We start from the raw sequence: 22,952 nt of genomic DNA, 5'->3' as shown, positions 1-22,952 counted from the left end.
CACCCCTCCTCACATATGAAAACTTTATGCCTCAACCGTTTCATCATCAGTGATCCCAAGTTCAGCCTTCATGCCGTCATAACCCTCTTTTTCAAGTTGCAAGGCAAGTTCAGGTCCGCCGGTTTTCACAATACGTCCATTCATCATAATATGAACAAAATCAGGTTTAATATAATTTAGAAGCCGTTGATAGTGTGTAATAATCAAGCACCCGAAGTTTTCCGAACGCATTGAGTTAACACCTTTAGCCACCCATTTCAGAGCGTCGATATCCAAGCCGGAGTCAATTTCATCGAGTATTGCAAATTTCGGTTCGAGCATCATCAGCTGCAGAATCTCATTCCGTTTTTTCTCACCGCCGGAAAATCCTTCATTGACATAGCGTTCTGCGAAAGACTGATCCATTTCCAGCATCTGCATTTTCTTGTCCATCGTCTTGATGAACTTCATCAGCGGAATTTCATTGCCCTCTCCGCGTCTCCCATTGATCGCGGTTCTCAAGAAATCAGCATTGCTGACCCCGCTTACTTCGCTCGGATACTGCATGGCGAGAAACATTCCTGCCCTTGCGCGTTCATCAACGGCCATATCAAACAAGTTCTGATCGTCAAGATGTGCCTGTCCTGAGGTGACTTCATATTTCGGATGTCCCATCAATGCAGAAGCAACGGTTGATTTTCCGGTCCCGTTCGGTCCCATCAGGGCATGTATTTCTCCGCCCTTCATATTCAGATTAAATCCTTTAACAATGGACTTGCCTTCAACAGAAACGTGAAGATCGTTTATTTTTAATTCCGGTACAGTCATATCAAAACCTCCAATTTAAAAAGTCTAATTGCAGATTGAAATCCGTTCTCAATCTATTCTCATTATCATATTATATCAGATGTAAATAGATAGCAACCCAAAGGATAGTCCACAATTTACGAGTAAGTATGTATCCGTATTATACCGCTATTTTCAATTATCATAATAGAAGAATGAATAAAATATATAATATAATTTTTCCTGAACTAAATGAAAAATCGTCCAACAATTGCTGCTGGACGATTTTTTATTGTTCTTTATCTATTTATTCGGAAACAGGTAGAACCGCGCCTTTATATTTCTTATTGATAAAATCTTGGATCGTTTTAGAATGCAGCACATTGACTAGTTCTTTAATCGCTTTTTTATTTTGATCGCCTTTTCGCACGGCAATAATATTCGCATATGGAGAGGAAGCTCCTTCAAGGATCAAAGCATCTTTCTTTGGCTGCAATTTCGCTTGAAGTGCATAGTTTGTATTAATTGCATACAAGTCTGCCGCGCTGTTCTCATAAGCTTTCGGCAGAATGGCCGGATCGATCGGCTGCAAGAATTTCAGATGTTTGATATTGTCGAAATCCGTATAGTTCCCGTTTTTCTGAGCAAGTGTAGCAGCAATTGGATCAATACCGGATTTAATCTTCAAAAGTCCTTTTGATTGAAGAAGCAGTAAAATGCGTCCTTGTTCCGACTTGTTATTGCTGATCTGAACCGTTGCTCCGTCTTTCACTTCATCAACACTCTTGAATTTCTTGGAATAGATACCAAATGGTTCGATGTGGATTTTTCCTGCATTAACCAAATCCGTATTGTTTTGCTTATTATAAAGATCAAGGAATGGAACATGTTGGAAATAATTAGCATCCAATTGTTTTGATGCGAGTGCTTTGTTTGGCAGCACATAGTCCTGGAATACTTTTACCTTCAGGGTAATACCTTTCTTTTTTAACAATGGTGCGGCTTGCTTGAGAATTTCAGCATGAGGCACTGCCGACGCGCCAACAGTCAATGTTTGATTTTTCTCCGACTTTCCTGTTGATTGTCCGCATGCGGTAAGAATGAGAGCAAAAGCAAGAACTACAGCAAATACGATTGATTTTTTCATATTAACTCCCCCAAGTTCTGTTTGATTAATTTTAGTTACCATCATTTGTTTAATAAGTCAGCTTTTATGCTGTCTATCTCTTGTCAACACGGCGAGTAATATGATCGCCGACATACTGAATAATAAAGACAATCACTAGAATAATCACGGTCGCGATAAACGTAATTGTATTATTATTTGCTTGAAAACCTTCATTATAAGCAATAGTACCAAGTCCTCCGGCACCAACGACCCCGGCCATTGCCGTGTTGCCAATCAGTGCAATCAGCGTAACGGTCATTCCGGAAGATAGTGACGGCAGTGCTTCAGGAAGAAGTACTTTCCAAACAATGTGCCACTTGGTTGCACCCATTGCCTGAGCCGCTTCAATGACTCCCTTATCTACTTCTCTTAAACCGATCTCAACCAGCCGGGCATAAAACGGTGCCGCTCCGATAATGATCGAAGGCAGTGCCGCACTCGCTCCAATCATGGTCCCAATGATAATCACCGTAAGCGGGATCAAAAGAATGATCAAAATAATGAAAGGGATTGATCGAAACACATTGACGAATGAAGCAATAAACCTGTAGATAATCTGATTCTCATAGAGTCCGCCTTTTGCCGTTAAGTAAAGTAAAAGCCCTAAAGCGACTCCTAAAAAAAATGTAAACACACCGGAGATAGCTGTCATATAGAGCGTTTGACCGGTAGACAGCCACATACTTGGCCAATCAACATTTTGTAACCACTCAAACATTTTCCTTTGTCACCTCAACTCTCACGCCTTCTGAACGCAGAACGTTGATCGCTTTTCTAATGGATTCTGAAGCCCCTTGAATGGAAACGATTGTATGCTCCGATTGAGTGTTCGCTCCGTATGCTAATCCAAGCACCTTTACCGATAGGTTCGTGTTCCCGAGCAGCCGCGATAAGCTGTGTTGAAACGTGGCTTGGTCAGCAGCCGAAAGACTGATTACAGTTCCCTCAGTATGTATCACATCGGAAACTTTGATTTGAATCGGTGTACTTTTCCCAGTATGGTTGCCTACGAATTCTTGAGTAATGGTTTGTTGCGGATTCGAAAACACAGACTCAACTGTTCCTTGCTCAACAATTTTACCGCCGTCAAGCACAGCCACACGATCGCATATTTTTCGAATTACAGTCATTTCATGAGTAATCAGTATGATCGTCAGTCCAAGCGTCTTATTAATTTCCGACAGAAGGGTAAGAATTGAATCGGTTGTTTTTGGATCAAGTGCCGATGTCGCTTCATCACAAAGAAGGACCTTCGGATTGTTAGCCAGTGCTCGTGCAATGCCTACACGCTGTTTTTGACCGCCGCTCAGTTGTGATGGATACGCAGACTCTTTGCCTTCAAGTCCAACCATCCGAATCAATTCGGCAATCCGATCTTCTCTTTGTTTCTTTTTCAGCTTCGTTAATTCTAATGGGAAAGCAATATTCTCAGCAACAGTCCGCGACCACAGCAAGTTGAAATGCTGAAAGATCATTCCAATTGACCGACGTTCTTCACGCAGCTGGCGCTCATCCAAGTCTGTAAGACTTCGACCATCAATCGTGATCGTTCCTGACGTCGGTTTCTCAAGCAGATTAATCATCCGAATGAGTGTGCTCTTGCCGGCACCGCTATAGCCAATAATGCCGAACACTTCCCCTTCCTGAATAGCAAGGCTAACATCCGATAGTGCACGCACCGGACCCTGATCAGTCCGAAACGTTTTTTCAACATTGCTTAATTGAATCAACTTCGTTCACCGCTTTCAATTATTACAGTCGTAAAAACTTATCCTACGTTTTTACTTGGCATTTAATCTGTATTCTACTTGGTGGCATCCCTCTCTCCGATTTTTGTTTCAACCAATAAAAAAACCCGCCTTGAGAGAGGTGGGATTCGCCTCTCTCATCTGTCAGAAACATTTGTTTCTGAAGGAATTAGCACCTTTATTGCAACGATCTGCAATTAGGTTGCCGGGCATCATCGGGCCAGTCCCTCCGCCTCTCTGGATAAGAGTTTTTCTATTCAATTGAGTGTTAATAATTTACCACGCATAACTCAAGCTGTCAAACCATTTTTTCTCTTAACAGATACCCGATTATGCATATTAAAAAATCCAAGCAGATGTTTCTCTGCTTGGATCTTCATAGACAAAAATCAGGCATAACCCGCTATTCGAGTGTTCAAATAATTATAGCTGCTGTTCTCCCTGCTTTTAGCCGCCTCACCGACCTGAAAAGGATTTTGAAAGAGCGGTTTAAGTTGATTGGCCCTAAAGGACGCTTGCTCCGTAGATGGTCTGCTTCCTTGAGTATTATTCCGTTCTCTAATCAACGAATGCCATGGCAGTGAAACAGCTCCTGATACTTCGCGCATCTTCTCAGTGGATAATTGTTGGGCATCTTCAAGCGAGAGCGTCTTGCCGTACGCATTCGCTTGCAAATAAAGCAGATACTTTCCAACAGACAGGCCTCGTGCTTCGGCATCCTTTTTTCGTTCAAGAGATGCTTGAAGCCACTCAATTCCAATTCCGTTCGCTTGAAGGGATTGACTTGCTCCGCGATTAAAAGATGCGGTCAAGCCCTCTGTAAATACTGATTTTTGCGAGCGGCCGATTTGATTCGTCAAAACTGTTGTAACTAAACAAAGCGATCGCTTATCTGAAACGCCTTCGTTCCTCAGTTTTGAGAAGAGTGCTGAACTGAACTGCTGAAGAGGCATCTTTTGGACGACAGGGATACTCTGAAGCAGTTGTCTTGCTTCACTGTTTAAAGGCTGTACAGAGATAACCTGCATATTACGATCTACACTCGCTTCGATACTTGCCTTTAAATCAAAATACACATATGCAGCTACCGGCCCAGGAGGCGCATAAGTACTATGCGACAACGGAATAAAACAAAGCAGCGAAAATCCAAGTGCGATGATCGGCGTCAGTATCGATTTGGGAAGAAAGTTAAATCGGGCAAGGTGTTTGGAACGTACCGTTTGTCCAATAGAAAGATCAGCCATGCGTCTGAGCCTGACCGATTTGAAGTCGCCTTCATCAGTCAGAATGACAGCACGCCTCCCCTTTTTGGACACGAGTACACCCTGATTAATCAGTTTTCCTCCCCACCTTTCTCGGTCACTGAACCGTTTCTAATTCCGGTTCAATATATGACTTTAATGCACTGAACCCGCCAATATAGATCAGCGACAATGCTATTATATATTTTCGATTCCTTTCAATCGTTTTGCGGCTACACGATACAAATTGTAACAAATCTTTTATCGGCAGCTGCTTCTTTTTCTTTAAATAAGTTACTAATTCCTTGTGCTCAACCAGCCTTTTTGCCGATACTTTTGCATTTTCACGCGCATCCGCATGCTTCGGGCAATGCTTGCTCAACACATCAAATGTAATACCGTATTCGAGCAGCAGTGTTTGATAGCTTTCGATTTGCTCCATACGCTCGTTAATCCGCCGCTGCTCTTCAAAGTGATCAATAGCAGCTTGCTGTTCGATGAAACTTTCTTCCATCGTGTTTTCATCGGTCTGTTTTGTCTGATCCAAATAAATATGGCGTACTTGGCGGGATTCTTTGCGAATGAAATCAATAATTCTGCGTCGAATGACCATGTCTGCAAAAGTCAAAAACTTACTTCCCTGCCCTTTTTGGTACTGGTTAATTGCTTCGTTAAACGCAACTAAACCGATACTGAATTCATCCATTGTCTGATCTATAAAACGATTGCATACTTTAGAAACAACCTTTTTAATAAAAGGCTGGTAGGATTCGATAATTGAGTTTCGCAAGGATTCATCGCCTTGCTGTACCTGAAAAATATTCGTTTCAAGCGAAATATTAAACGCTCCGCCTAATGTTAACTGGTTTGCGCTCATCAAAACACTCACCTCTCGCTTTGGTCTTTAAGTCTTTGATCAATTCCAAATGGTAAAAATCAAATCTGTTGACCATCTTTTTTTTACAATAACATGTCCCATGGAAATGTAGGACTATTGTCAAAAACTTTTGTTAATGTCCCATTGTTCGAGGATTTTGTCGAAAAAGCAAAAAACCCTTGCCTCATTTATACCATGCTTCCCTATTGAAAAGAAAGCGACAATCTGGTAACAAAAAGATGACAAGGATTATTAAACTATTTTGTGAGTGACTTTATAAGTGCCTTATTGCCTGCATATGCCTTTCGTTAACCGATCAATTTCTCATATGCTGCAGCATCCAGAAGATTATCAAAGCTTGACGCATCAACAGATTCGAGTTCAACCATCCAAGCTTTTTCATAAGGCGATTCATTAACAAATTCCGGTGAATCTTCAAGTTCCTCATTAATTGCTGCAACAACGCCGCTTACTGGCGCATAGAGTTCAGAAACCGTTTTTACCGATTCCACACTGCCGAATGAATCGCCTGAGCCAAGTTCCGCACCAATATCCGGAAGTTCAACAAAAACAATATCTCCGAGTTCTTTTTGAGCAAACTCTGTGATACCGATACGGACTTTACCATCCGCTTCTTTCTTAACCCATTCATGATCCTTTGAATACAGCAAATCTGTAGGTACACTCATTATTTTGCCTCCGTTTTCAGGTACTGGATATTCCTTACATCTTAACGATACTTCTATTATAGCGTAAAATTTGGCAGATAAAACAAATGAATTTCATTCACATTTTCAACGTTTCATCCATTCGTTTTCAAACAGTGTTTCGCTGAACCCAACCGTTGCTTTATTTTTGTCATAGACAAGCGGTCGTTTGATCAGCATACCGTCTTCAGCAAGCCATTCAAGCCATTTTTCTTCTGGTTCATTCTTCTTACGATTTTTAAAATCGCCTTCACGATAGTGCTTTCCGCTCGTGTTGAAAAATTTTCCGATCGGAAGCCCGCTTTTGTCAACCAATTGCCTCAGTACATCGTAGTCGGGCGGATGATCGGCAATATTGATTTCTTCATATGGAATTGAATGTTCATCCAGCCATTTCTTCGCTTTTCGGCACGTTCCGCATGGCGGATAGCTATACATGGTCAGCACTTTACTCATCCTTTCTCTTCCCCTAAATGATCTTCTTTTATTATACCTGCCGTCATGAACCATGCAAAAAACAACACAAAAAAACAGTTGCTTCAACCAAATTTTTTGATGCCGACCGGACATACTAACAGAGAGCACCGCCACCACAACTATATAGGAGTGTGAAAAACACATGAACATTCAGCAACAGAGCGGGCAGACTCCAATGAATTTCGCACAACCACCTGCGATTTTATCGACAAAGGATTTTCTTTACATTGAAGACATCCTGTCTTGGAACCTCGAGATCATTAAAAAAGCAAATGCTTACGCTTCATTGTGTCAGGATCAGGATGTGATTCAGGCGATGAATCGAACATGTCAGTTGCACATGCGTCATTATCAAAACATCCTCAATCATTTGGGTAAACATGTTCAAGCAACTGCGATGGCAGGGGGAATGGCACGATGATGGAAAAACAACCGGTACAATCCATGCCAATTCAAAACACAGAGACGCAAGTTCCTAAGACACCGCAGATGAATGATCGCGATTATCTGAATGATGTACTTCTTACGGAAAAATATCTGTGTACCTCTTACGTTCATGCGCTTCAGGAAGCCAGTCACCAATCGTTGTATCAGGATGTCAAAGGGGTTTTTGATCAGACATGCGATCATCAACGTGACCTCTTCAATTTGATGTTCAACAAAGGCTGGTACAAAATGGAGTCGCAAGATCCACAGAAAATCCAGCAGACACAGCAGCAGTTTATGCAGTATGCACAACAACAGTTTCCTAAATAAGCATTAATCAAAGCATGATCAAACCATCCTGATCTTATTCAGGGTGGCTTTTTTTCAAGCATGGAAAAGCTGACCAAAATAAAAGTTATGATGAAATCTTCTGACAGCTTGTTAAAAAAGGATGTCGTTTTATCGCTAATCACCTATAATTGAATGAAAGGAGGGGAATCAATTTGAGCAAGCGACTGATAACGATTGACGATTTAGCGGCATTTACTTTTGCCGGTTCTCCTGCACTTTCAGCGGATGGAACTCAGGCGGTCTATGTCGTAACGAAAACAGATGTAAAACGAAACGGATATTCTTCATCATTGTATTGTACAGATGGAGAACATGCCCCTAGACCACTGACCCATGCCTATAACGGAACGGGTTTAGAGAAACATCATAGTCCCTGTTTCTCCTCGGATGGAATGTATGTCTATTATCTTTCGAACCGAACAGGAACTGATCAAGTGTGGCGAATTCCTTTTTTGGGCGGAGAATCGGAACAAATCACCGATTTCGAAGATGGCACAAATGATTTTGCACTTTCCCCTGACGGGCACAAACTTGTCTGTCAAACAACATTAAAAGATAAGAAAGGCTCTGACAATCCGGATGTCACGGTGGTTACGCGACTCAGATATTTGCAGAACGGCAAAGGCTTTGTTGACGGAACAACAGCTCTGTATCTCCTCTCCATCGTAGACAAGCATAAGGAACTGATCACAAACCCACATTGCGACGCAGAACTTCCTGCCTTTTCACCAGACGGGTGCCGACTGTACTTCTGCATGGGTAAGCCTCATCCGGATCAAAATGATTATCTTTTGGATTTATATGCTTATGATTTTTCCACGCGGACAACGGAACGCATTTATAAAGCACTAGGTTACATTGAGGATGTAAAAGTTTCACCGGACGGACAAATGGTTGCTCTCGCAGGAAATGAAGATGGAGAATGTACTCCGGAAAATATCAGTATTCTACTTGTGCCCGCAGCTGGTGGACCAGCAAAAAATCTGACACATAACGAGCACTTATCATTAGGTAATTTTATCGGCACTGACGTTCGTTTTGATGGCGGCCACAACTTGATTCAATGGTCTAAAGATGGTGAATCCTTAACGTACCTCGTTCAAGACGGTGCAATCAGCGGATTAAAGTCGATAGCTTTAAATGGTGTCGTCTCTACAGTATTCATGCGTAAAAAAACTGTAATGACCTCATTTTCGATGAGCAATGACAAAATCATTGCAATTTTATCGACACCTCTTTCGACAGGAGACCTCTATTTCCTGGGAAATGGCGACACGGTTCGACAAATCAGCAATCATAATCAAGAGCTTTTCAAACAATTCGATTTGAATGAGCCGATTTCGTTTACATATGACGGCGCTGACAACTGGAAAATCGACGGCTGGGTGCTTATGCCGCCCAAAACCGCCAGAACTTCAGAAAAAGTACCGGTTGTTTTGGAAATTCACGGCGGACCGGCAGCTGCCTACGGTGACTCGTTCAATCATGAATTTCAATGTTTGGCCGCTCAGGGCTTCGCCGTCGTCTACACAAATCCGCGAGGGAGCCGCGGCTACGGTGCTGAATTCTGTGCCGGATGTTATGGTGACTGGGGCAGAAAGGACAAGCTGGATATTCTTAAAGGACTCGATCACGTATTAGCGAATTTTCCGGAATGCGATCCTGATCGTCAATTTGTAACCGGCGGAAGCTACGGCGGATTTATGACAAATACGATTGTTGGGACAACGAACCGTTTCCGTGCAGCAGTCACTCAACGATCCATCTGCAACCTCTACAATTTCTATGGAACAAGTGATATCGGCTATTACTTCCTTACTCGTTATTTTAACGGTGCTGATCTGTGGAACAATGAGGAAATGCTGATGCAACTTTCGCCGATTCGACAAGCAAATCGAGTCAAAACACCGACTTGTATCATTCACAGTGAACAAGACCATCGCTGCCCGATTGAACAAGCAGAGCAATGGTATATCGCACTGCGCCGACTTGGTGTCGAAACACGCTTTGTACGAATAAAAGGAGAAAATCACGAGCTTTCACGAAGCGGAAAACCAAGAAATCGGCTTACTCGTCTTCAAGAAATCATCGATTGGTTTCAGCACTATAATTCGATTGCTTTGTCTCCCATTAAGTGATTGCCCCTTTAGCAAGACTTCATCGGAAGCAGCCGTCCGATCCACATCGGGCGGTTGTTTTTTTACACAAATAGGAAACATTCATGTCCCCCTTGAAGGGTGCTGGACACCGCTTAAATGAAAATACCATTGTGCTAAAGTACGATGATTACGTACAAAAGTATAAAATTATGCCGTGATGGCACTACGATTAGCGGCATTTCAGCACTAAGTTCATTTCAGACACGTAAGTGCGAGAGGCCTGCGGAGCGGCTCTGTTGATCGCAGGCCAAAGGAAACCCGCAGATATCAGCATGTCTGAGGAGGTCCTGAACTCCCGACAAGCGAGCAGCTGAAGTGTCGCTCAAATCACAAGGTTGATGGATCAAAGCTCCATTTGGAGTGAAGGAGCTTTCGCTAGTGTAAGGAACTTTCGCTAAATACGCATACGTCCTGTGAAAGTAGGTCCTGTATGCAACACGAAAGTCACCGCGTCCTGCGGAAGTAAGGATCGGGCTGTGCCCGGTTTTTCTTACAAGTAAAGAAAGTATAAGATTTTGTCTTGCTGGTATGATGATCAGCGTCATAGGATTCGGTTGGACGATCAGGTAAGCGCCTAATCTGAGAAATAAACGGAGAAATTCCGCTTAATTTGAAAATGAACGAAAAAAAAGCTTAAATAGACGGAGAAATTCCGCTTATCGAATCGAAAAACGTAAACATGGTAGGGTTTTGATTTGCATAAGCGGAAAAATTACCCTTATTTACCGGCGAAACAAGTGCCATGATGCATATAACCGGAAATTTTCCGCTTATTTTACTAATGAAGATCAGAATGCTTAATAGAAATAGAGGCGAGATGTAAGAACTTTCGTATGTTAGGACCGGGCGCTTTTTGCCCGGTTTTTCTTATATACTTAACTATTTCTTCTATAAAATGTCTGCAAAAAATAGGTTAACCAAACTCATGGGTAGATCTTCCACAAATCTGGTAACATCATGTAATTCAACCTTTTACCCCACTACCAATCTCCTAAACCCGAAACCTATTGACCAAGGAGGGAGTTACACAATGAAAAAGAAAGTAGTTGGTTTAACCATCGCAGGGATGCTTGCCCTGCCGCTCGTTATGGGAGGTGGCCAGGCACATGCGGCAACTCAAACAAAAGAAGAAATCTGCAAAGCTGCCGCAACAGACCTGCTCAACCCATGGAAATTGAAGGAGCAGCAAAATCCGAATTTGGAAGAGCTGCTGAAGAAACTCGGAATCACATTGGATTTCAGCCAAATTCAGGAACAGCTGGTGAATTTACCAGATGCAGATGCAGCTGAAAAGGCTGAAACTCCAAAGAAGGACGAAGACGCTCAAGCAGAAAAACCAGAGCAAGCGAAGCCTGCTGAACCGCAGCAATCTGAAGCACCGGCAAATTCTGAGAAACCTGCAGCCGATCATTCAGAAAAACCTTCGGACAACCAATCCTCAAACAGCGAAATGAACGCGTATGAGCAGAAGGTTGTTGATTTGACAAATCAGGAACGGACAAAAGCCGGTCTTCAGCCACTGAAGGCAGACAATAGCACTCTATCAAAAATGGCACGTGCCAAATCTCAAGATATGAGTGATAAAAATTACTTTGATCACCAGTCACCAACTTATGGTTCACCATTTGACATGATGAAAAAATTCGGTATCTCTTATAAATCTGCCGGTGAAAACATTGCCGCCGGTCAAAAAACACCTGAAGAAGTTGTACAAGGATGGATGAACAGTCCGGGCCACCGTGCAAATATTTTAAATGCAAGCTTTACTACAATCGGTGTCGGCTATGTTCAGGGCGGCTCCTACGGCTCCTACTGGACTCAGGAATTCATCGGTAACTAATCAACATCTATCACCACATTCAATAATCAACGATCCCAATAGAAAGCAGCGTTTCACTGTGTTTCACATGTGGACGCTGCTTTTTGCTTTGCTCCTTTTTTCCTTCACCTAATCCGTCAGCAGAACATGTTCTGAAATCATGAATACACTGGTAAAGAAAACTTGCCGATGCCGAGTCGTCGGATGCCAGTCGAACCTTAGCTTTTCTTATATTAGATTTTTGCTATTAATTCGCTTTTATACTTTCTTTTTGTATATTAAAGAGACAACTTGTGAACAGGAGGTGATCAAGTTGCGTTTGCATCCGCTTTACGTTGCTATTGGTGATTCACTAACTGTCGGAATTGGATCAACTTTCTTTCAACCGAACTTTGTTAAACTCTATCACCGCACACTTGAAGCCTATTATCAGACGCAGATTGAGCGACGTGTTTATGCAAGAAATGGAGCAACAACTGAGGAGATTCGTAATATACTTTCTCAGCCTGAAGTAGCTGAGTCGGTAAGTAATGCTTCATTCATTACATTGACCGGAGGAGGCAACGATTTTCTGAAGGCAGGAAGAATGTGGATGCGAACAGGCGATACGTCACCCATTATTGAGGCCTCTCAGGAGAGTCTGATCCATTTCGACCAGATGATCCAACGTATTGATACGCTCCATGCAAGCAACCCCAGCCCATTTATCGTTCGTGTGTTGAATTTGTATAACCCCTTGTTTTACATTCCAAATACCAATCACTGGCTGGAGGAATACACTAAACGGCTCACTGGTCTTGAACGCTATCCGTTTGTTCGCGTTGCCGATATATATCGTGCTTTTTCAGGACATGAACCGCAGCTACTCGGCTTCGACCACATTCATCCAAATCCAATCGGTTATCGCATCATGGCACAGATCACCGCGAATCTGGGCTTTGAATAGTTTCAATAACTTTTTTTCCGGCTGCTCATTCACAAATCCATTGCTTTCGGCTGATTTACATTAGAAAACTTGGCTTCGCCAAAACTTTGACAAAAGCGAAGACCTAGTATCCGGGTCGCCACAGGACGTGGCGTTATCCCGGATCGCTTATACTTTTTTATAGTACAAAAAACCGGAGCAATGCCCCGGTTTTTCCATTGGATTCATGCACGCCATTTTGGCGGCATATTCTTGCCCCAATATATCGTTTTTATCTCATGGTGCTGCTGAAAATCATCCAACGCCGTGTGATAATGAAAGTTAAAATAATAACCGTCAAGCGGCGGATGATCGCGCCGAACATGAAGTTTCAGGACCTCTTTGCCTGATTGCTTATTATACACATGCATGATCCGCTCGCCAAATCCCTGAGAAGGTGCATGAGTAACATCCAGTTCGCGAATCCATGCAAGGCTATGCACATCACCGATCTCCTGCAGTGCTTGAGCAAATGCAGGAACAATTTGTTCCGTGTATTGTCGATTAATTCGTTCCGTGATCCGTGATCCGAATTTAGTCGCACCCTGCTTTTCAGCTTCGCGTGCTGCGTAGCTTGAAAATCCGTCAAGCAAGTCTTCTTTGGAATCTTTCAGTTTCCAAGAATTATGACTCTCTTTTTTTGTTGCTAGTTCGGTTTCAAAACCAGAAGCGGCAACATCATTTCCTGCTTTTTGGACATTTTGCTTATCATTTTCTTTATCAAGGTAATGAGCAGGAAGAGTTGGGATAACCGTACCAAAGGTTAAGACCGCAACACAGGCGACCAAACTCTTTTTTATCCATTGAGGGATCACAGAACCAACCTCCAAACCAAACTTAGCTACACCTTATATTACAGTTATTCGAATGCCGAACAACGAGTAGGTCAGTCACATAAAGATAAACTCAGTGCGAACAATTCCTAGTTCTTATTATACTAGAAATTTCTATTTTTTTCTCTAATATGAAAAAAGCCCCGAACACAATGGATCGGAACTTTTCTTTATACATTATCGAAATTGAAATCTTCATTAGTCAATGGTTCAATGTTCAGCGGAACAACATAATCGCCTTTTGTCGAGAAGAAGTCATGATTAATCGTGCTTGTATCGATTCCATTTAATACGATTTGACTCACCGGACGATGATCGTACTTGTCATCATAGCCTAAATTCTGCAAGGCACGGTTCGCGTTATAATATACATAATCCATCACTTCATTGGTTAACCCGATCTTCGTATAGATCTTTGCTGTATATATCTTCTCAACTTCAATTAATCGGTCAAGGAGCTCTTCTCTCTCATTGTCAGCTTTTTGGCGCTCTTCATCTGTAAGATCCTCACGATACAGACGTTGTGCGACCATACCCGTGAAGCTTCCGTGAATCGATTCATCTTGGATAATCTTGCGGATAATTTCACCGCTGGCGATCATCCGGCCCTGTCCTGATAAGAAGACCGGATAAAAGAAGCCGCTGTAAAAGGAAAAGCTCTCAAGAAAAACAGAGGCGCACATCGCCATATACCGTTTAAACGGTGTCACATTTTCCCGCTTATCGTAAAGCTGATTATACCAGTGTGCAATCAGACGGTATTTTTCCTGAAGTTCAGGTTGATTGTTCACCCACTCGCCTAAGTAATAATCCGTTTCCTTTGACGAAATCAACGTTGAAAAAATATGCGAATAGGATTTTGCATGAATATGCTCCATCATCCCCATCCAAGCAAAAACTGCTTGCTCATGCATATTGTCATGGTGAATGGCCACAAGCGGCATTCCGTTATCGCCTTGCTCACGATCAAGACCGGTGAGTCCGGAAAGCACTTCAACATAAGTTGCCCGCTCATCCTCATTCATTTTCGACCAGTCTGAAAGATCTCGCGATACCTTAAACGCTTCCTCTGTCCAAAACTGGTTAATGTTTTGCTTCCAGTATACCTTTGCGATTTGATTGTCGCTGCTGTTCCAATTAATTGCCTTCATCGTAAATAATCCATCCTTCAATTGAACTTCTTGATCGTTAAAGCCTTAGAACGCTAATTGTGTTTAGACGGAGCAAGCCGTGCATTCTTCAGGCGACAAGAGCTGTGTTCGAGTATAGTAGAGAGATTTTAATCCCTTTTTGTGTGCATAGACATACAATCTTGCCAGTTGACGCGTGCTGGTCATGCTGTCGACATAAAGAATAGTCGATATTCCTTGGTCAACATGCGCTTGAATTTCAGCAATCATATCGATCACGCGGAACTGATTCGTTTGATACGCCGATTTGTAATACCACATGGTCTGCGGCGACAAGAACGGCATTGGATAGATTGTTTCACTGTTTCCGTATTTACGCCGTTCAATAACATTCACAACTGGCATGACCGAACTCGTTGCATTTTGCACATAACTGATCGATTGCGTTGGAGCGACTGCCAAACGATAGGCATTGTATAAGCCGTATTGCCCGACCTTTGCTTTGAGTTCTGTCCATTCTGCAGGAGTAGGAATATGAATACCCTTAAAGAGCTCCGCTGCTTTCTCTGTTTTCGGGCCGAAGAACTCATGCTCATATTTGGCAAAATACGTACCATCAGCGTAGTCCGATTTTTCGAAGCCCTTAAATGTTTTGCCGCGTTCTTTCGCGATCAGCATTGATTTTTCAATTGAATAGAAATTAACAAGCGAGAAGAACGTACGTGCAAAATCTCGAGCTTCTGCTGATTCATAGGCAAGCTGATTTTTTGCAAGATAGCCGTTTAAGTTCATCGCACCGAGACCGACAGAGTGCAGTTCACGGTTGGCAAGACTTACTCCCGGGGCGTTCGCAATTTCGGTCATCTCACTGACCTGAGTCAGTGCTTCAATACCTGCGTGTACCGAATCACGGATTTTTCCGGTCTCCATTACATTCACAATATTAAGTGAGCCGAGGATGCATGAAACATCGCGGCGAATGTCGTCAGGAACATTATAATCGTTAATTGTTGATGTCTCCTGCAGTTGAAAAATTTCAGTGCAGAGGTTCGACATCTTGATGTCCCCTAGACGATGGAGCGGATGATTCTTGTTTGCATTGTCTTTATAGAAAATATAAGGATATCCGGATTGCATCTGCATTTGAGCAATCAAATTCAGAAATTCGCGTGTATCCGCGCTCTTCTTTTTAACAGCAGGATTAGCAACAAGCTTATCGTACATTTCATCCATATTCATATCATCAAGATGCTTTCCATATTCTTTGAAAACGGTGTAAGGTGCAAACATATAAAAAGGTTTGCCTGCCTCGGCAAGTTCAAAGAATTTACCCGGAACAATCAGACCAATCGACAATGTCGAGAGACGAATATCTTCATCAGCATTTTCTTTCTTTGTATCAAGGAATTCCGGAGCATCCCAATGAAAGATATTCAGATATGCTGCACCCGCGCCAGGCCGCTGTCCCAACTGATCCGCATAGGAGAATCCGAGTTGCAGCTTGCGTGCGACCGGAACTACACCTTTGGCGACACCCTCAACCCCTTTAATCGCTTCACCGCGTGCACGTATCTTTGAGAGATTAAGTGCAACACCGCCGCCGATTTTCGACAGCTGTTGAGAGGTGCTCTCTATGTAATTAATAGAATTGAGCGAGTCATCCGCTTCGATCAAAAAGCAGGAAACCATTTCGCCGCGGCGTGCTTTTCCTGCATTAAGAAAAGTTGGCGTTGCCGGCTGATAGCGCTGCTCCATCATCGCACGCATCAAGCGAACGGCTAAATCATAATTTCCGCGCGCTAAGAACAGAGAAACAATGGCAACTCGTTCATCATAATTTTCAAGATAGTGAGATTTGTCATTGGTTTTCATCGCATAGTCACGATAAAATTTACTCACTGCCATGTAGGATTTGAACTGGAACTTATAGGCGACAGCCATCGAATGAATCTGTTCGATTTGCTCATCACTGTATTCAGCAAATACGTCATAATAATAGTGCTCGTCAACCAAATGGTGAAGCCGATCAAGTATACCATTAAAATGAATCGTCTTCGCGTGCACTTCCTCCATATAGACCTCAATAGCCTCTTTGTCTTTATCTAAACGGTAAAAACCGTCATCTCCGCGTGTCAGCACCTCATTGTTCAATTCAGTGTAAGACTTTGACTTTATCGCTTCGTTCGGCAAGTGCCTTCACCCTCTCTCGAAATTCATTGACATCTTTCTCAGTACCACCAAGCTCGAATTTATATAAAACTGGTACGTGGAACAACTCTGCAATTACATCTGCCGCATGTGCAAAATTATGACCCCAGTTTCGATTCCCGCTTGCTGCCACAGCAATGAGATATCTTCCGTTTCTTTTTAAATAGTCTTTCACTTGATCCGGAGCGTCACCAAATCCAATAGTATTTGTCACCAAAACATAAGGTTCATCAATAGGATCAGCACTGCTGATCGGTTGATGAGCGAGTCCTGTTTTAGCGAGAAACCTTTTGACGTTTCCTGTCATTGTTGCATATAAGATGCGCAAGCGAACGCTCCTCCTTCTATCAATGCAGTGAAGGTTTCTGCCACAAAAACCACTACATATAGTTTATGTTAAATAACATACCACAATATATAGTTATTTTTCAAGTGCAACGATCTATTACTTTAAAACGATATCTTTAATCATACGGCATGTCTCTCAGTGATTCAACACGTAAAAAGCACAGAAAAAGAGAGTACATTAATCTTGTTTGGCAAAAAAGCACCAGTGACAAGGGAAAATGCCTCTCGAACATTTTAGGATATTTTTTTATTTTATTCTATTTACTCATCTTCCGGATCAATTGATTCGTTCGTGTGCCCTTTAATTGGTGTAAAGGTTCGTTTTTCTCGAAGCGAATGATCACGACGAATGGTTCGCTGCTCTGCAAGTTTTGCCAGATGCTCCTGAACATTGAACGGAATTTTCCCTCGTCGATCCGGCTTCTCATAACGATGGTCACTGCCAAGCACACGCGTCTTCACATTGTCTCTCATCATTAAATCAAACAGGTCAATAATTGTTGTTTTAATTTGCTCATCCTCGATAGGAAACATTAGCTCGACACGTCGATTTAAGTTTCTCGGCATCAAATCTGCGCTTGCAAGAAAGGCCAGAGTCTCGCCTCCGTTGCCGAATAGATAGATTCGACTGTGTTCAAGATAACGACCAACGATCGAATGAACTTCTATCCGGTCGCTCACACCTGGTATACCTGTTCGAAGGCAGCAGATACCTCGAACAAGCAACTGAATGTCCACGCCTGCTGCCGATGCTCGATATAAGGCTTTGATAATGCCTTCATCCGACAATGCATTCATCTTTGCACGAATAAACGCAGGTTTGCCGCTTTGCGCATTCTTGATTTCCGTATCAATTAAATCGAGCAGACTGTTACGCAGCCATAGAGGTGCAATCACCAATTTATGAAAATAAGGAGGTTCTGAGTAACCGGAAAGCATGTTGAATACATTGGATGCATCAATACCCATCTGCTCGTTGCAAGTCAAAAGGCCCATGTCGGTATAAAAATGAGCAGTGATATCGTTATAGTTGCCTGTTCCAAAGTGCATGTAACGTTTAATACCGTCTTCTTCTCTGCGCACAACGAGCGCCATCTTGCAATGCGTTTTCAATCCGACCAGTCCATAGATAACATGACAGCCGGTTTTCTCCAGCTTCTGTGCCCAGTTAATATTATTTTCTTCGTCAAATCTCGCCTTCAGTTCAACGAGTACGGTCACCTGCTTGCCATTCTCAGCTGCCTTTTCCAAATAACGAATGATTGGAGAATTTCCTGAAACACGGTACAGAGTCATTTTAATGGCAAGCACGTGACGATCTCTTGAGGCTTGCCGAATCAGCTCAATCACCGGATCAAACGATTCGTACGGATGGTGGAGAAAAATATCTCCTGCACGCATGGCATGAAAAATGGAATGCTCCAGCAATTCATAGTGGACAAACGGACGATGCGGCGGATAAACCATGTCGCCCGGCTCTTTGATTTGTCCGGCAAGCTTTGATAAAAAGGTAAGGTCGATGGGACCGTTAACCCGATATACATTGTCAGCGCTGACTGAAAGCCGATCAAACAGCTTGGTCACGAGGCGTTCACTGATTCCCGCCTCCACATCAAGATGAATGACATTGCCTCGTTCACGAAGCCTTAGCTGTTTCTCAATTTCTTTCAGCAAATCCTCCGTGTCCTCTTCATCCACTTCAAGATCCATATCACGCATAACGCGGTAACATGATGCTTCATCAAGCTCATAACCAACAAAGAGCTGATTAAGATGCCTTCGAATGATGTTTTCAAGCAAAATAAAGCTTGTATGTCCTTCGCGATCCGGAAGCTTAACAACGCGCGGCAGCACGTTTGGTACCTGAACAGTAACAAATTCGCTTTGAGACGCTTTGCTGTCCTTTTTATGAATAAACGCCGCGATGTTGATACTTTTATTTAAAATCAGCGGAAAAGGACGCGACGAATCGACTGCCATCGGTGTCAGAACCGGATAAACTTCTCGGTTAAAATAATGGTCAATAAAATCAAGCTGTTTCTGGGAGAGTTCGTCTATATCCAGAATATGAATCTTATTCTCGTTAAGCATCTTCTTCAGCATTCGATTATAAGTCGTATACTGTTGATTGATCATTTGATGAGCCTTGGCGCTGATCGCTGACAACTGCTGATCTGCCCTTAAGCCAGAGGCATCCGGTTTGTTATAGCCTACGTTGACCATATCAATCAAAGACGCGACTCGCACCATAAAGAACTCGTCCAAATTACTTGCTGTGATTGATAAGAATTTTATCCGTTCGAGCAGCGGATTATCTTTATCTCTCGCCTCCTCAAGCACTCGCTCGTTAAAAAGCAGCCAGCTTAACTCACGATTGCTGAAATATTCCTCACGATCAAAATTATCCATTGCCATCCACCTATCCTCTTAAAATCGGTTTCAATCCAAATACTTCTTCAAAATAAGCCGCTTTTTCTTTAAACGTCTGCTTTTCCAGTGAAAGGTCATCATCAGAGCGGGCAGTAATTGTGACTTGATCGTTTTTCAATGAAACAGCGATACGCTCCACCTTTTGCTGACGGCTGTCATCCAGTGCATCAGCAATTCTTAACAGCGCCGCAAGCTTTGCAGCAATCAGTCTGCTTGTCGTAGGAAGCTTCCGAAAAGCAGACGAGTTGCTCGACGGCGTCTCCGCGCTATGATAGCGCGCGATATTAGCAATGATATCCCGTTCATTTTCTGAGATGCCGATGATTTCCGACGATTGAATAATGTAGTAAGAATGTATATAGTGGGCGTTCATATCAATGTAACTCCCAGTATCTTGCAAAATTGCAGCAAGCTGTAAAAGAAGTCTGTCCCTTTTATTCAGACCGTGCAGCCGTTTCAACCGATCAAATAAGTGAAGGGCAAAATTTTCAACACTGTTAATATGCTCCGTGTCGCAATTATAGCGTACAGAAATATTTCGAGCAGAAACAATGATGTCCTCTGTAAACGAGTGATCCAAAATATTCTTATGCATTTGTAATAATTCATGAACAATAATCCCATCGGCCAGATCGGCATCCGAAAGAATAATGCTTTCGGCTCCTGTAATCTCCAGTGTCATCTTCAAGATCATAGCAGATGGAAGCAGCTGCGATGCTGAATCGTAGGGCAACGTAAATTCCTTGGCCAACACCTGAGGAGGAATGGTCAAGATATGCTGATATAAATCATCGAAACGTTGACGGCTGATTATCTCGTCGCTTCCGCTCATAAACGCTTGTTTAAACGCGAGCAGATCGGTACCGACCAGCACAAAGTTGCGAATTGCGACTCCTTTTGGGGCAAATTGATGATAACCATCAATTTTACTACGAATATAATCCTCCATAATTTCCACAAAATCACCGGTTTTACTTTCCAAGTCACCAAGCAATTCACGGATACGAAGCGGACCAAGCTTGATATTTCGAGAAAAAATAAAATGGCCAGCATTATACACGGTCAATTGCATGCTGCCCGATCCGATGTCGATCATCATGGTGCCTTGTTGGATCAAGTCGCTGAACGTATCCGTGTTATAAGCGACAGCCTGATTATGAAGAAAACGCTCCTCAGCATTCGCCAGCCATTCAACATTGAGGCCGGTTTTAATTCGGATTTGTTCCTTTACATATTCAGCGTTTCTCGCCTCTTGAACCGAACTTGCTGCGACAGCACGATAATTGGTAACGCCGTAATCATCCAAAATTTGTACAAATCCGGCCAATTGACGGCAAGCCTGATCAACCGTTTGAAATTCAATCATCCTGTGGTTATAAATATCCGCGCCAATTGAAACGTCAGCTTTAACGTACTCAACGATCGACATTTTGGTCAGATCGGCAATTTTTAGAACAAGCGTCTGCAGCCCAACTGTGATCGATGCGAACAGTTTATGTCTCGCCACCGTCCTCACCCCATAACCTTAATCTCTTTTTCCAAATTCAAACACTTATTTCTTATTATACGGTATATTTCACTCTGTATGAGGAGCCGTTTCTATAATTTACAAAAATTTTACGTCGAAACAATGCGAAATTTGTCGCTTCAAAATAAAGATCAGATATTTTTGAATTAGGTTTTAAAGGATTTTGTTGTTCATACAATTTATTGGTTTATTCATGAACGGTAAACAACATAGTCGTTTCACATCACATGAATTAGAAAAAAGCCGACAAATGTCGGCTTTTATGAATGATGAATTTCACAATGAACTATTTATGAAATGATTTATTTGTGAAGCAAAGACAATTTCTTATCCAAATAAAGATCAACGGCAGCCGCTGCTTTGCGCCCCTCTTCAATCGCCCATACAATCAAGCTTGCTCCACGGCGAACATCGCCCGCTGCAAAGATACCTTCCTGGCTTGTCTGGTAGCTGCGTGAATCCGTTTCGATCACACGGCCTGAGGCGTCTTTAGTTACTTTGAAATCCTCAAATATTTTGTCTTCAGTGCCTTGGAAACCAATGGCGATGAGCACAAGATCGGCCTTCCAGCTTTTTTTAGCTGCATCATCCGTATCTTTCTTAAATGAACCGGTGATCAGCTCCTGCACATGTCCATCGGAATTTCCAATAAATTTCTGCGTTTCAACATAGTATTCACGCGGATCCTTTCCAAGTACCTCTTCAGCCTCTTCATAAGCATAATCCACCGAGAAAACATTTGGATGCTCCGGCCACGGATTATTGGCCATGCGTTGAGTTGGAAGCTTGCCGTGTTTGCCAAACTGAACAACACTTTTGCATTCTTGACGAATTGCCGTTGCCACACAATCTTCGCCTGTATCTCCGCCACCGATCACAATCACATGTTTTCCCTTTGCATCGAAATCAGGCTTTAGCGCTTCGCCATAGAGCAGGTGACGATTGCTTGCAGTCAAATACTGCATTGCCGGTGAAATACCCTTCAATTCGCGACCCTCGATCGACACCTCACGATGCTTGCCTGCGCCTGTGCAGAGAATCACTGCATCATAGTTTTCTTTTAGCGCTTCGACGCTGACTGTGTTTCCTACATCCGCATTTGTTCTAAAAAGAATACCTTCTTCTTCAAGCAAATGAACGCGACGGTCTACGACATCCTTTTCAATTTTCATGCTTGGAATACCATACATCAGCAAACCGCCTGGACGATCCGATCGTTCAAAAACAGTCACCTCATGACCAATTTTATTTAATTGGTCTGCGCAGGCGAGCCCCGCAGGTCCTGATCCGATCACAGCGACCTTTTTGCCCGTACGCCGTTTCGGCGGTTTCGGTACGACCCATCCTTCTTCAAAGGCACGGTCGATAATTGCTCGCTCTATGGATTTAATCGAAACCGGATCACTGACAAAGCCTGCGGTACATGATCCTTCACATGGAGCAGGACAGGCTTTCGATGTAAATTCAGGAAAATTATTTGTTTTCGCCAGACGGTCATAAGCTTCCTTCCAAAGCCCATGATAAACAAGGTCATTCCACTCAGGAATTAGATTGTGGATGGGGCATCCGGTTGTACCTCTGTTTATTGTGGTACCAATTTGACAGTAAGGAATACCGCAATCCATGCAGCGTGCCGCTTGCTCTTTTGCATCCTTTTCCACCAATGGAATTTTATATTCGCCCCAGTCATGCACACGTTCAACCGGCTTGCGTTCTTTTTGATTCTTTTTCTCTATATTCAGGAAACCCATTAATTGTCCCATAGGTAAACTT

20 protein-coding genes and 1 riboswitch are annotated in these 22,952 nt (G+C 42.8%); of the genes, 5 read left to right on the top strand and 15 right to left on the bottom strand.

The genetic code is table 11. The features are described 5' to 3' along the window. Positions 1 to 24: 24 nt before the first annotated feature. The 8 genes from sufC to NOM01_RS05065 all read right to left on the bottom strand — a co-directional run bounded on the left by sufC (position 25) and on the right by NOM01_RS05065 (position 6,962). Positions 25 to 807, bottom strand: a complete 783-nt coding sequence (sufC, locus tag NOM01_RS05100; RefSeq protein WP_255746939.1) for a Fe-S cluster assembly ATPase SufC — start codon at positions 805 to 807, stop codon at positions 25 to 27. A 265-nt stretch (positions 808 to 1,072) separates the two neighbouring features. Beyond that, entirely contained in the window at positions 1,073 to 1,912 is an 840-nt protein-coding gene (locus tag NOM01_RS05095; protein ID WP_255746937.1) for a MetQ/NlpA family ABC transporter substrate-binding protein, read from the bottom strand. 73 nt (positions 1,913 to 1,985) lie between these two features. Beyond that, entirely contained in the window at positions 1,986 to 2,651 is a 666-nt protein-coding gene (locus NOM01_RS05090; RefSeq protein ID WP_255746936.1) for a methionine ABC transporter permease, read from the bottom strand. Further along, positions 2,644 to 3,663 carry a methionine ABC transporter ATP-binding protein gene (locus NOM01_RS05085; RefSeq protein ID WP_255746934.1) on the bottom strand — a complete coding sequence of 340 codons (1,020 nt, stop codon included), beginning with the start codon at positions 3,661 to 3,663 and terminating at the stop codon, positions 2,644 to 2,646. The genes NOM01_RS05090 and NOM01_RS05085 overlap by 8 nt, the downstream gene beginning before the upstream one ends. A gap of 152 nt (positions 3,664 to 3,815) precedes the next feature. Then, positions 3,816 to 3,929: riboswitch (SAM riboswitch) on the bottom strand. Positions 3,930 to 4,070: 141 nt separating this feature from the next. Next, the gene (locus tag NOM01_RS05080; protein ID WP_480952867.1) at positions 4,071 to 5,015 is read right to left on the bottom strand and encodes an anti-sigma factor domain-containing protein; all 945 of its coding nucleotides are present in this window, start codon (positions 5,013 to 5,015) and stop codon (positions 4,071 to 4,073) included. Positions 5,016 to 5,040: 25 nt separating this feature from the next. Further along, positions 5,041 to 5,799, bottom strand: coding sequence for an RNA polymerase sigma-I factor (gene sigI, locus NOM01_RS05075; RefSeq protein WP_255746930.1), 759 nt, complete (start codon positions 5,797 to 5,799; stop codon positions 5,041 to 5,043). Between the two features lie 308 nt (positions 5,800 to 6,107). Beyond that, complete coding sequence (gene gcvH, locus NOM01_RS05070) at positions 6,108 to 6,488, bottom strand: glycine cleavage system protein GcvH (RefSeq protein WP_255746928.1); 381 nt, start codon at positions 6,486 to 6,488, stop codon at positions 6,108 to 6,110. A 105-nt stretch (positions 6,489 to 6,593) separates the two neighbouring features. Continuing rightward, complete coding sequence (locus NOM01_RS05065) at positions 6,594 to 6,962, bottom strand: Spx/MgsR family RNA polymerase-binding regulatory protein (protein ID WP_255746926.1); 369 nt, start codon at positions 6,960 to 6,962, stop codon at positions 6,594 to 6,596. A 163-nt stretch (positions 6,963 to 7,125) separates the two neighbouring features. Here NOM01_RS05065 and NOM01_RS05060 point away from each other — a divergent pair, with 163 nt between their 5' ends. The 5 genes from NOM01_RS05060 to NOM01_RS05040 all read left to right on the top strand — a co-directional run bounded on the left by NOM01_RS05060 (position 7,126) and on the right by NOM01_RS05040 (position 12,684). Further along, positions 7,126 to 7,404 carry a hypothetical protein gene (locus NOM01_RS05060; RefSeq protein WP_255746924.1) on the top strand — a complete coding sequence of 93 codons (279 nt, stop codon included), beginning with the start codon at positions 7,126 to 7,128 and terminating at the stop codon, positions 7,402 to 7,404. After that, positions 7,404 to 7,739 carry a spore coat protein gene (locus tag NOM01_RS05055; RefSeq protein ID WP_255747088.1) on the top strand — a complete coding sequence of 112 codons (336 nt, stop codon included), beginning with the start codon at positions 7,404 to 7,406 and terminating at the stop codon, positions 7,737 to 7,739. Before NOM01_RS05060 ends, NOM01_RS05055 begins: the two co-directional genes overlap by 1 nt. 173 nt (positions 7,740 to 7,912) lie before the next feature. After that, complete coding sequence (locus NOM01_RS05050) at positions 7,913 to 9,898, top strand: S9 family peptidase (protein ID WP_255746922.1); 1,986 nt, start codon at positions 7,913 to 7,915, stop codon at positions 9,896 to 9,898. Between the two features lie 1,051 nt (positions 9,899 to 10,949). Continuing rightward, entirely contained in the window at positions 10,950 to 11,759 is an 810-nt protein-coding gene (locus tag NOM01_RS05045; RefSeq protein ID WP_255746920.1) for a CAP domain-containing protein, read from the top strand. A 292-nt stretch (positions 11,760 to 12,051) separates the two neighbouring features. Then, positions 12,052 to 12,684 carry a GDSL-type esterase/lipase family protein gene (locus tag NOM01_RS05040; RefSeq protein ID WP_255746918.1) on the top strand — a complete coding sequence of 211 codons (633 nt, stop codon included), beginning with the start codon at positions 12,052 to 12,054 and terminating at the stop codon, positions 12,682 to 12,684. Positions 12,685 to 12,887: 203 nt separating this feature from the next. On the opposite strand, the gene NOM01_RS05035 is transcribed toward NOM01_RS05040, so the two are convergent. The 7 genes from NOM01_RS05035 to NOM01_RS05005 all read right to left on the bottom strand — a co-directional run bounded on the left by NOM01_RS05035 (position 12,888) and on the right by NOM01_RS05005 (position 22,942). Then, positions 12,888 to 13,517 carry a YpjP family protein gene (locus tag NOM01_RS05035; protein ID WP_255746916.1) on the bottom strand — a complete coding sequence of 210 codons (630 nt, stop codon included), beginning with the start codon at positions 13,515 to 13,517 and terminating at the stop codon, positions 12,888 to 12,890. A gap of 188 nt (positions 13,518 to 13,705) precedes the next feature. Beyond that, positions 13,706 to 14,686 (bottom strand): class 1b ribonucleoside-diphosphate reductase subunit beta, encoded by a 981-nt coding sequence (gene nrdF / locus NOM01_RS05030; RefSeq protein WP_255746915.1) that lies wholly within the window; start codon positions 14,684 to 14,686, stop codon positions 13,706 to 13,708. Positions 14,687 to 14,749: 63 nt separating this feature from the next. After that, positions 14,750 to 16,855 (bottom strand): class 1b ribonucleoside-diphosphate reductase subunit alpha, encoded by a 2,106-nt coding sequence (gene nrdE, locus NOM01_RS05025; protein WP_255746913.1) that lies wholly within the window; start codon positions 16,853 to 16,855, stop codon positions 14,750 to 14,752. Next, on the bottom strand, positions 16,818 to 17,201 hold the full coding sequence (nrdI, locus tag NOM01_RS05020) for a class Ib ribonucleoside-diphosphate reductase assembly flavoprotein NrdI (protein WP_255746911.1): 384 nt from the start codon (positions 17,199 to 17,201) through the stop codon (positions 16,818 to 16,820). Before nrdI ends, nrdE begins: the two co-directional genes overlap by 38 nt. Positions 17,202 to 17,482: 281 nt before the next feature. Beyond that, a complete protein-coding gene (locus NOM01_RS05015) occupies positions 17,483 to 19,636 on the bottom strand; it encodes an RNA degradosome polyphosphate kinase (protein ID WP_255746910.1) in 2,154 nt (717 codons plus the stop codon). Positions 19,637 to 19,640: 4 nt separating this feature from the next. Further along, a complete protein-coding gene (locus NOM01_RS05010) occupies positions 19,641 to 21,158 on the bottom strand; it encodes a Ppx/GppA phosphatase family protein (protein WP_255746909.1) in 1,518 nt (505 codons plus the stop codon). A gap of 323 nt (positions 21,159 to 21,481) precedes the next feature. Then, positions 21,482 to 22,942, bottom strand: a complete 1,461-nt coding sequence (locus tag NOM01_RS05005) for a glutamate synthase subunit beta (RefSeq protein WP_255746908.1) — start codon at positions 22,940 to 22,942, stop codon at positions 21,482 to 21,484. Positions 22,943 to 22,952 lie beyond the last annotated feature (10 nt).

This window comes from Sporolactobacillus sp. STSJ-5, from assembly GCF_024385605.1.
In the GTDB taxonomy this organism is placed as follows: domain Bacteria; phylum Bacillota; class Bacilli; order Bacillales; family Sporolactobacillaceae; genus Sporolactobacillus.
Note: the sequence above shows the minus strand (reverse complement) of the source record. Positions and strands in the feature narration are given on the sequence as shown.

Coding starts and splice junctions, on each gene's coding strand:
- NOM01_RS05060 (WP_255746924.1), top strand. CDS start 7,126: ATGAACATTCAGCAACAGAGCGGGCAGACTCCAATGAATTTCGCACAA.
- NOM01_RS05015 (WP_255746910.1), bottom strand. CDS start 19,636: ATGGCAATGGATAATTTTGATCGTGAGGAATATTTCAGCAATCGTGAG.
- NOM01_RS05095 (WP_255746937.1), bottom strand. CDS start 1,912: ATGAAAAAATCAATCGTATTTGCTGTAGTTCTTGCTTTTGCTCTCATT.
- sufC (WP_255746939.1), bottom strand. CDS start 807: ATGACTGTACCGGAATTAAAAATAAACGATCTTCACGTTTCTGTTGAA.
- sigI (WP_255746930.1), bottom strand. CDS start 5,799: ATGAGCGCAAACCAGTTAACATTAGGCGGAGCGTTTAATATTTCGCTT.
- NOM01_RS05065 (WP_255746926.1), bottom strand. CDS start 6,962: ATGAGTAAAGTGCTGACCATGTATAGCTATCCGCCATGCGGAACGTGC.
- NOM01_RS05045 (WP_255746920.1), top strand. CDS start 10,950: ATGAAAAAGAAAGTAGTTGGTTTAACCATCGCAGGGATGCTTGCCCTG.
- nrdF (WP_255746915.1), bottom strand. CDS start 14,686: ATGAAGGCAATTAATTGGAACAGCAGCGACAATCAAATCGCAAAGGTA.
- NOM01_RS05005 (WP_255746908.1), bottom strand. CDS start 22,942: ATGGGACAATTAATGGGTTTCCTGAATATAGAGAAAAAGAATCAAAAA.
- NOM01_RS05090 (WP_255746936.1), bottom strand. CDS start 2,651: ATGTTTGAGTGGTTACAAAATGTTGATTGGCCAAGTATGTGGCTGTCT.
- NOM01_RS05055 (WP_255747088.1), top strand. CDS start 7,404: ATGGAAAAACAACCGGTACAATCCATGCCAATTCAAAACACAGAGACG.
- gcvH (WP_255746928.1), bottom strand. CDS start 6,488: ATGAGTGTACCTACAGATTTGCTGTATTCAAAGGATCATGAATGGGTT.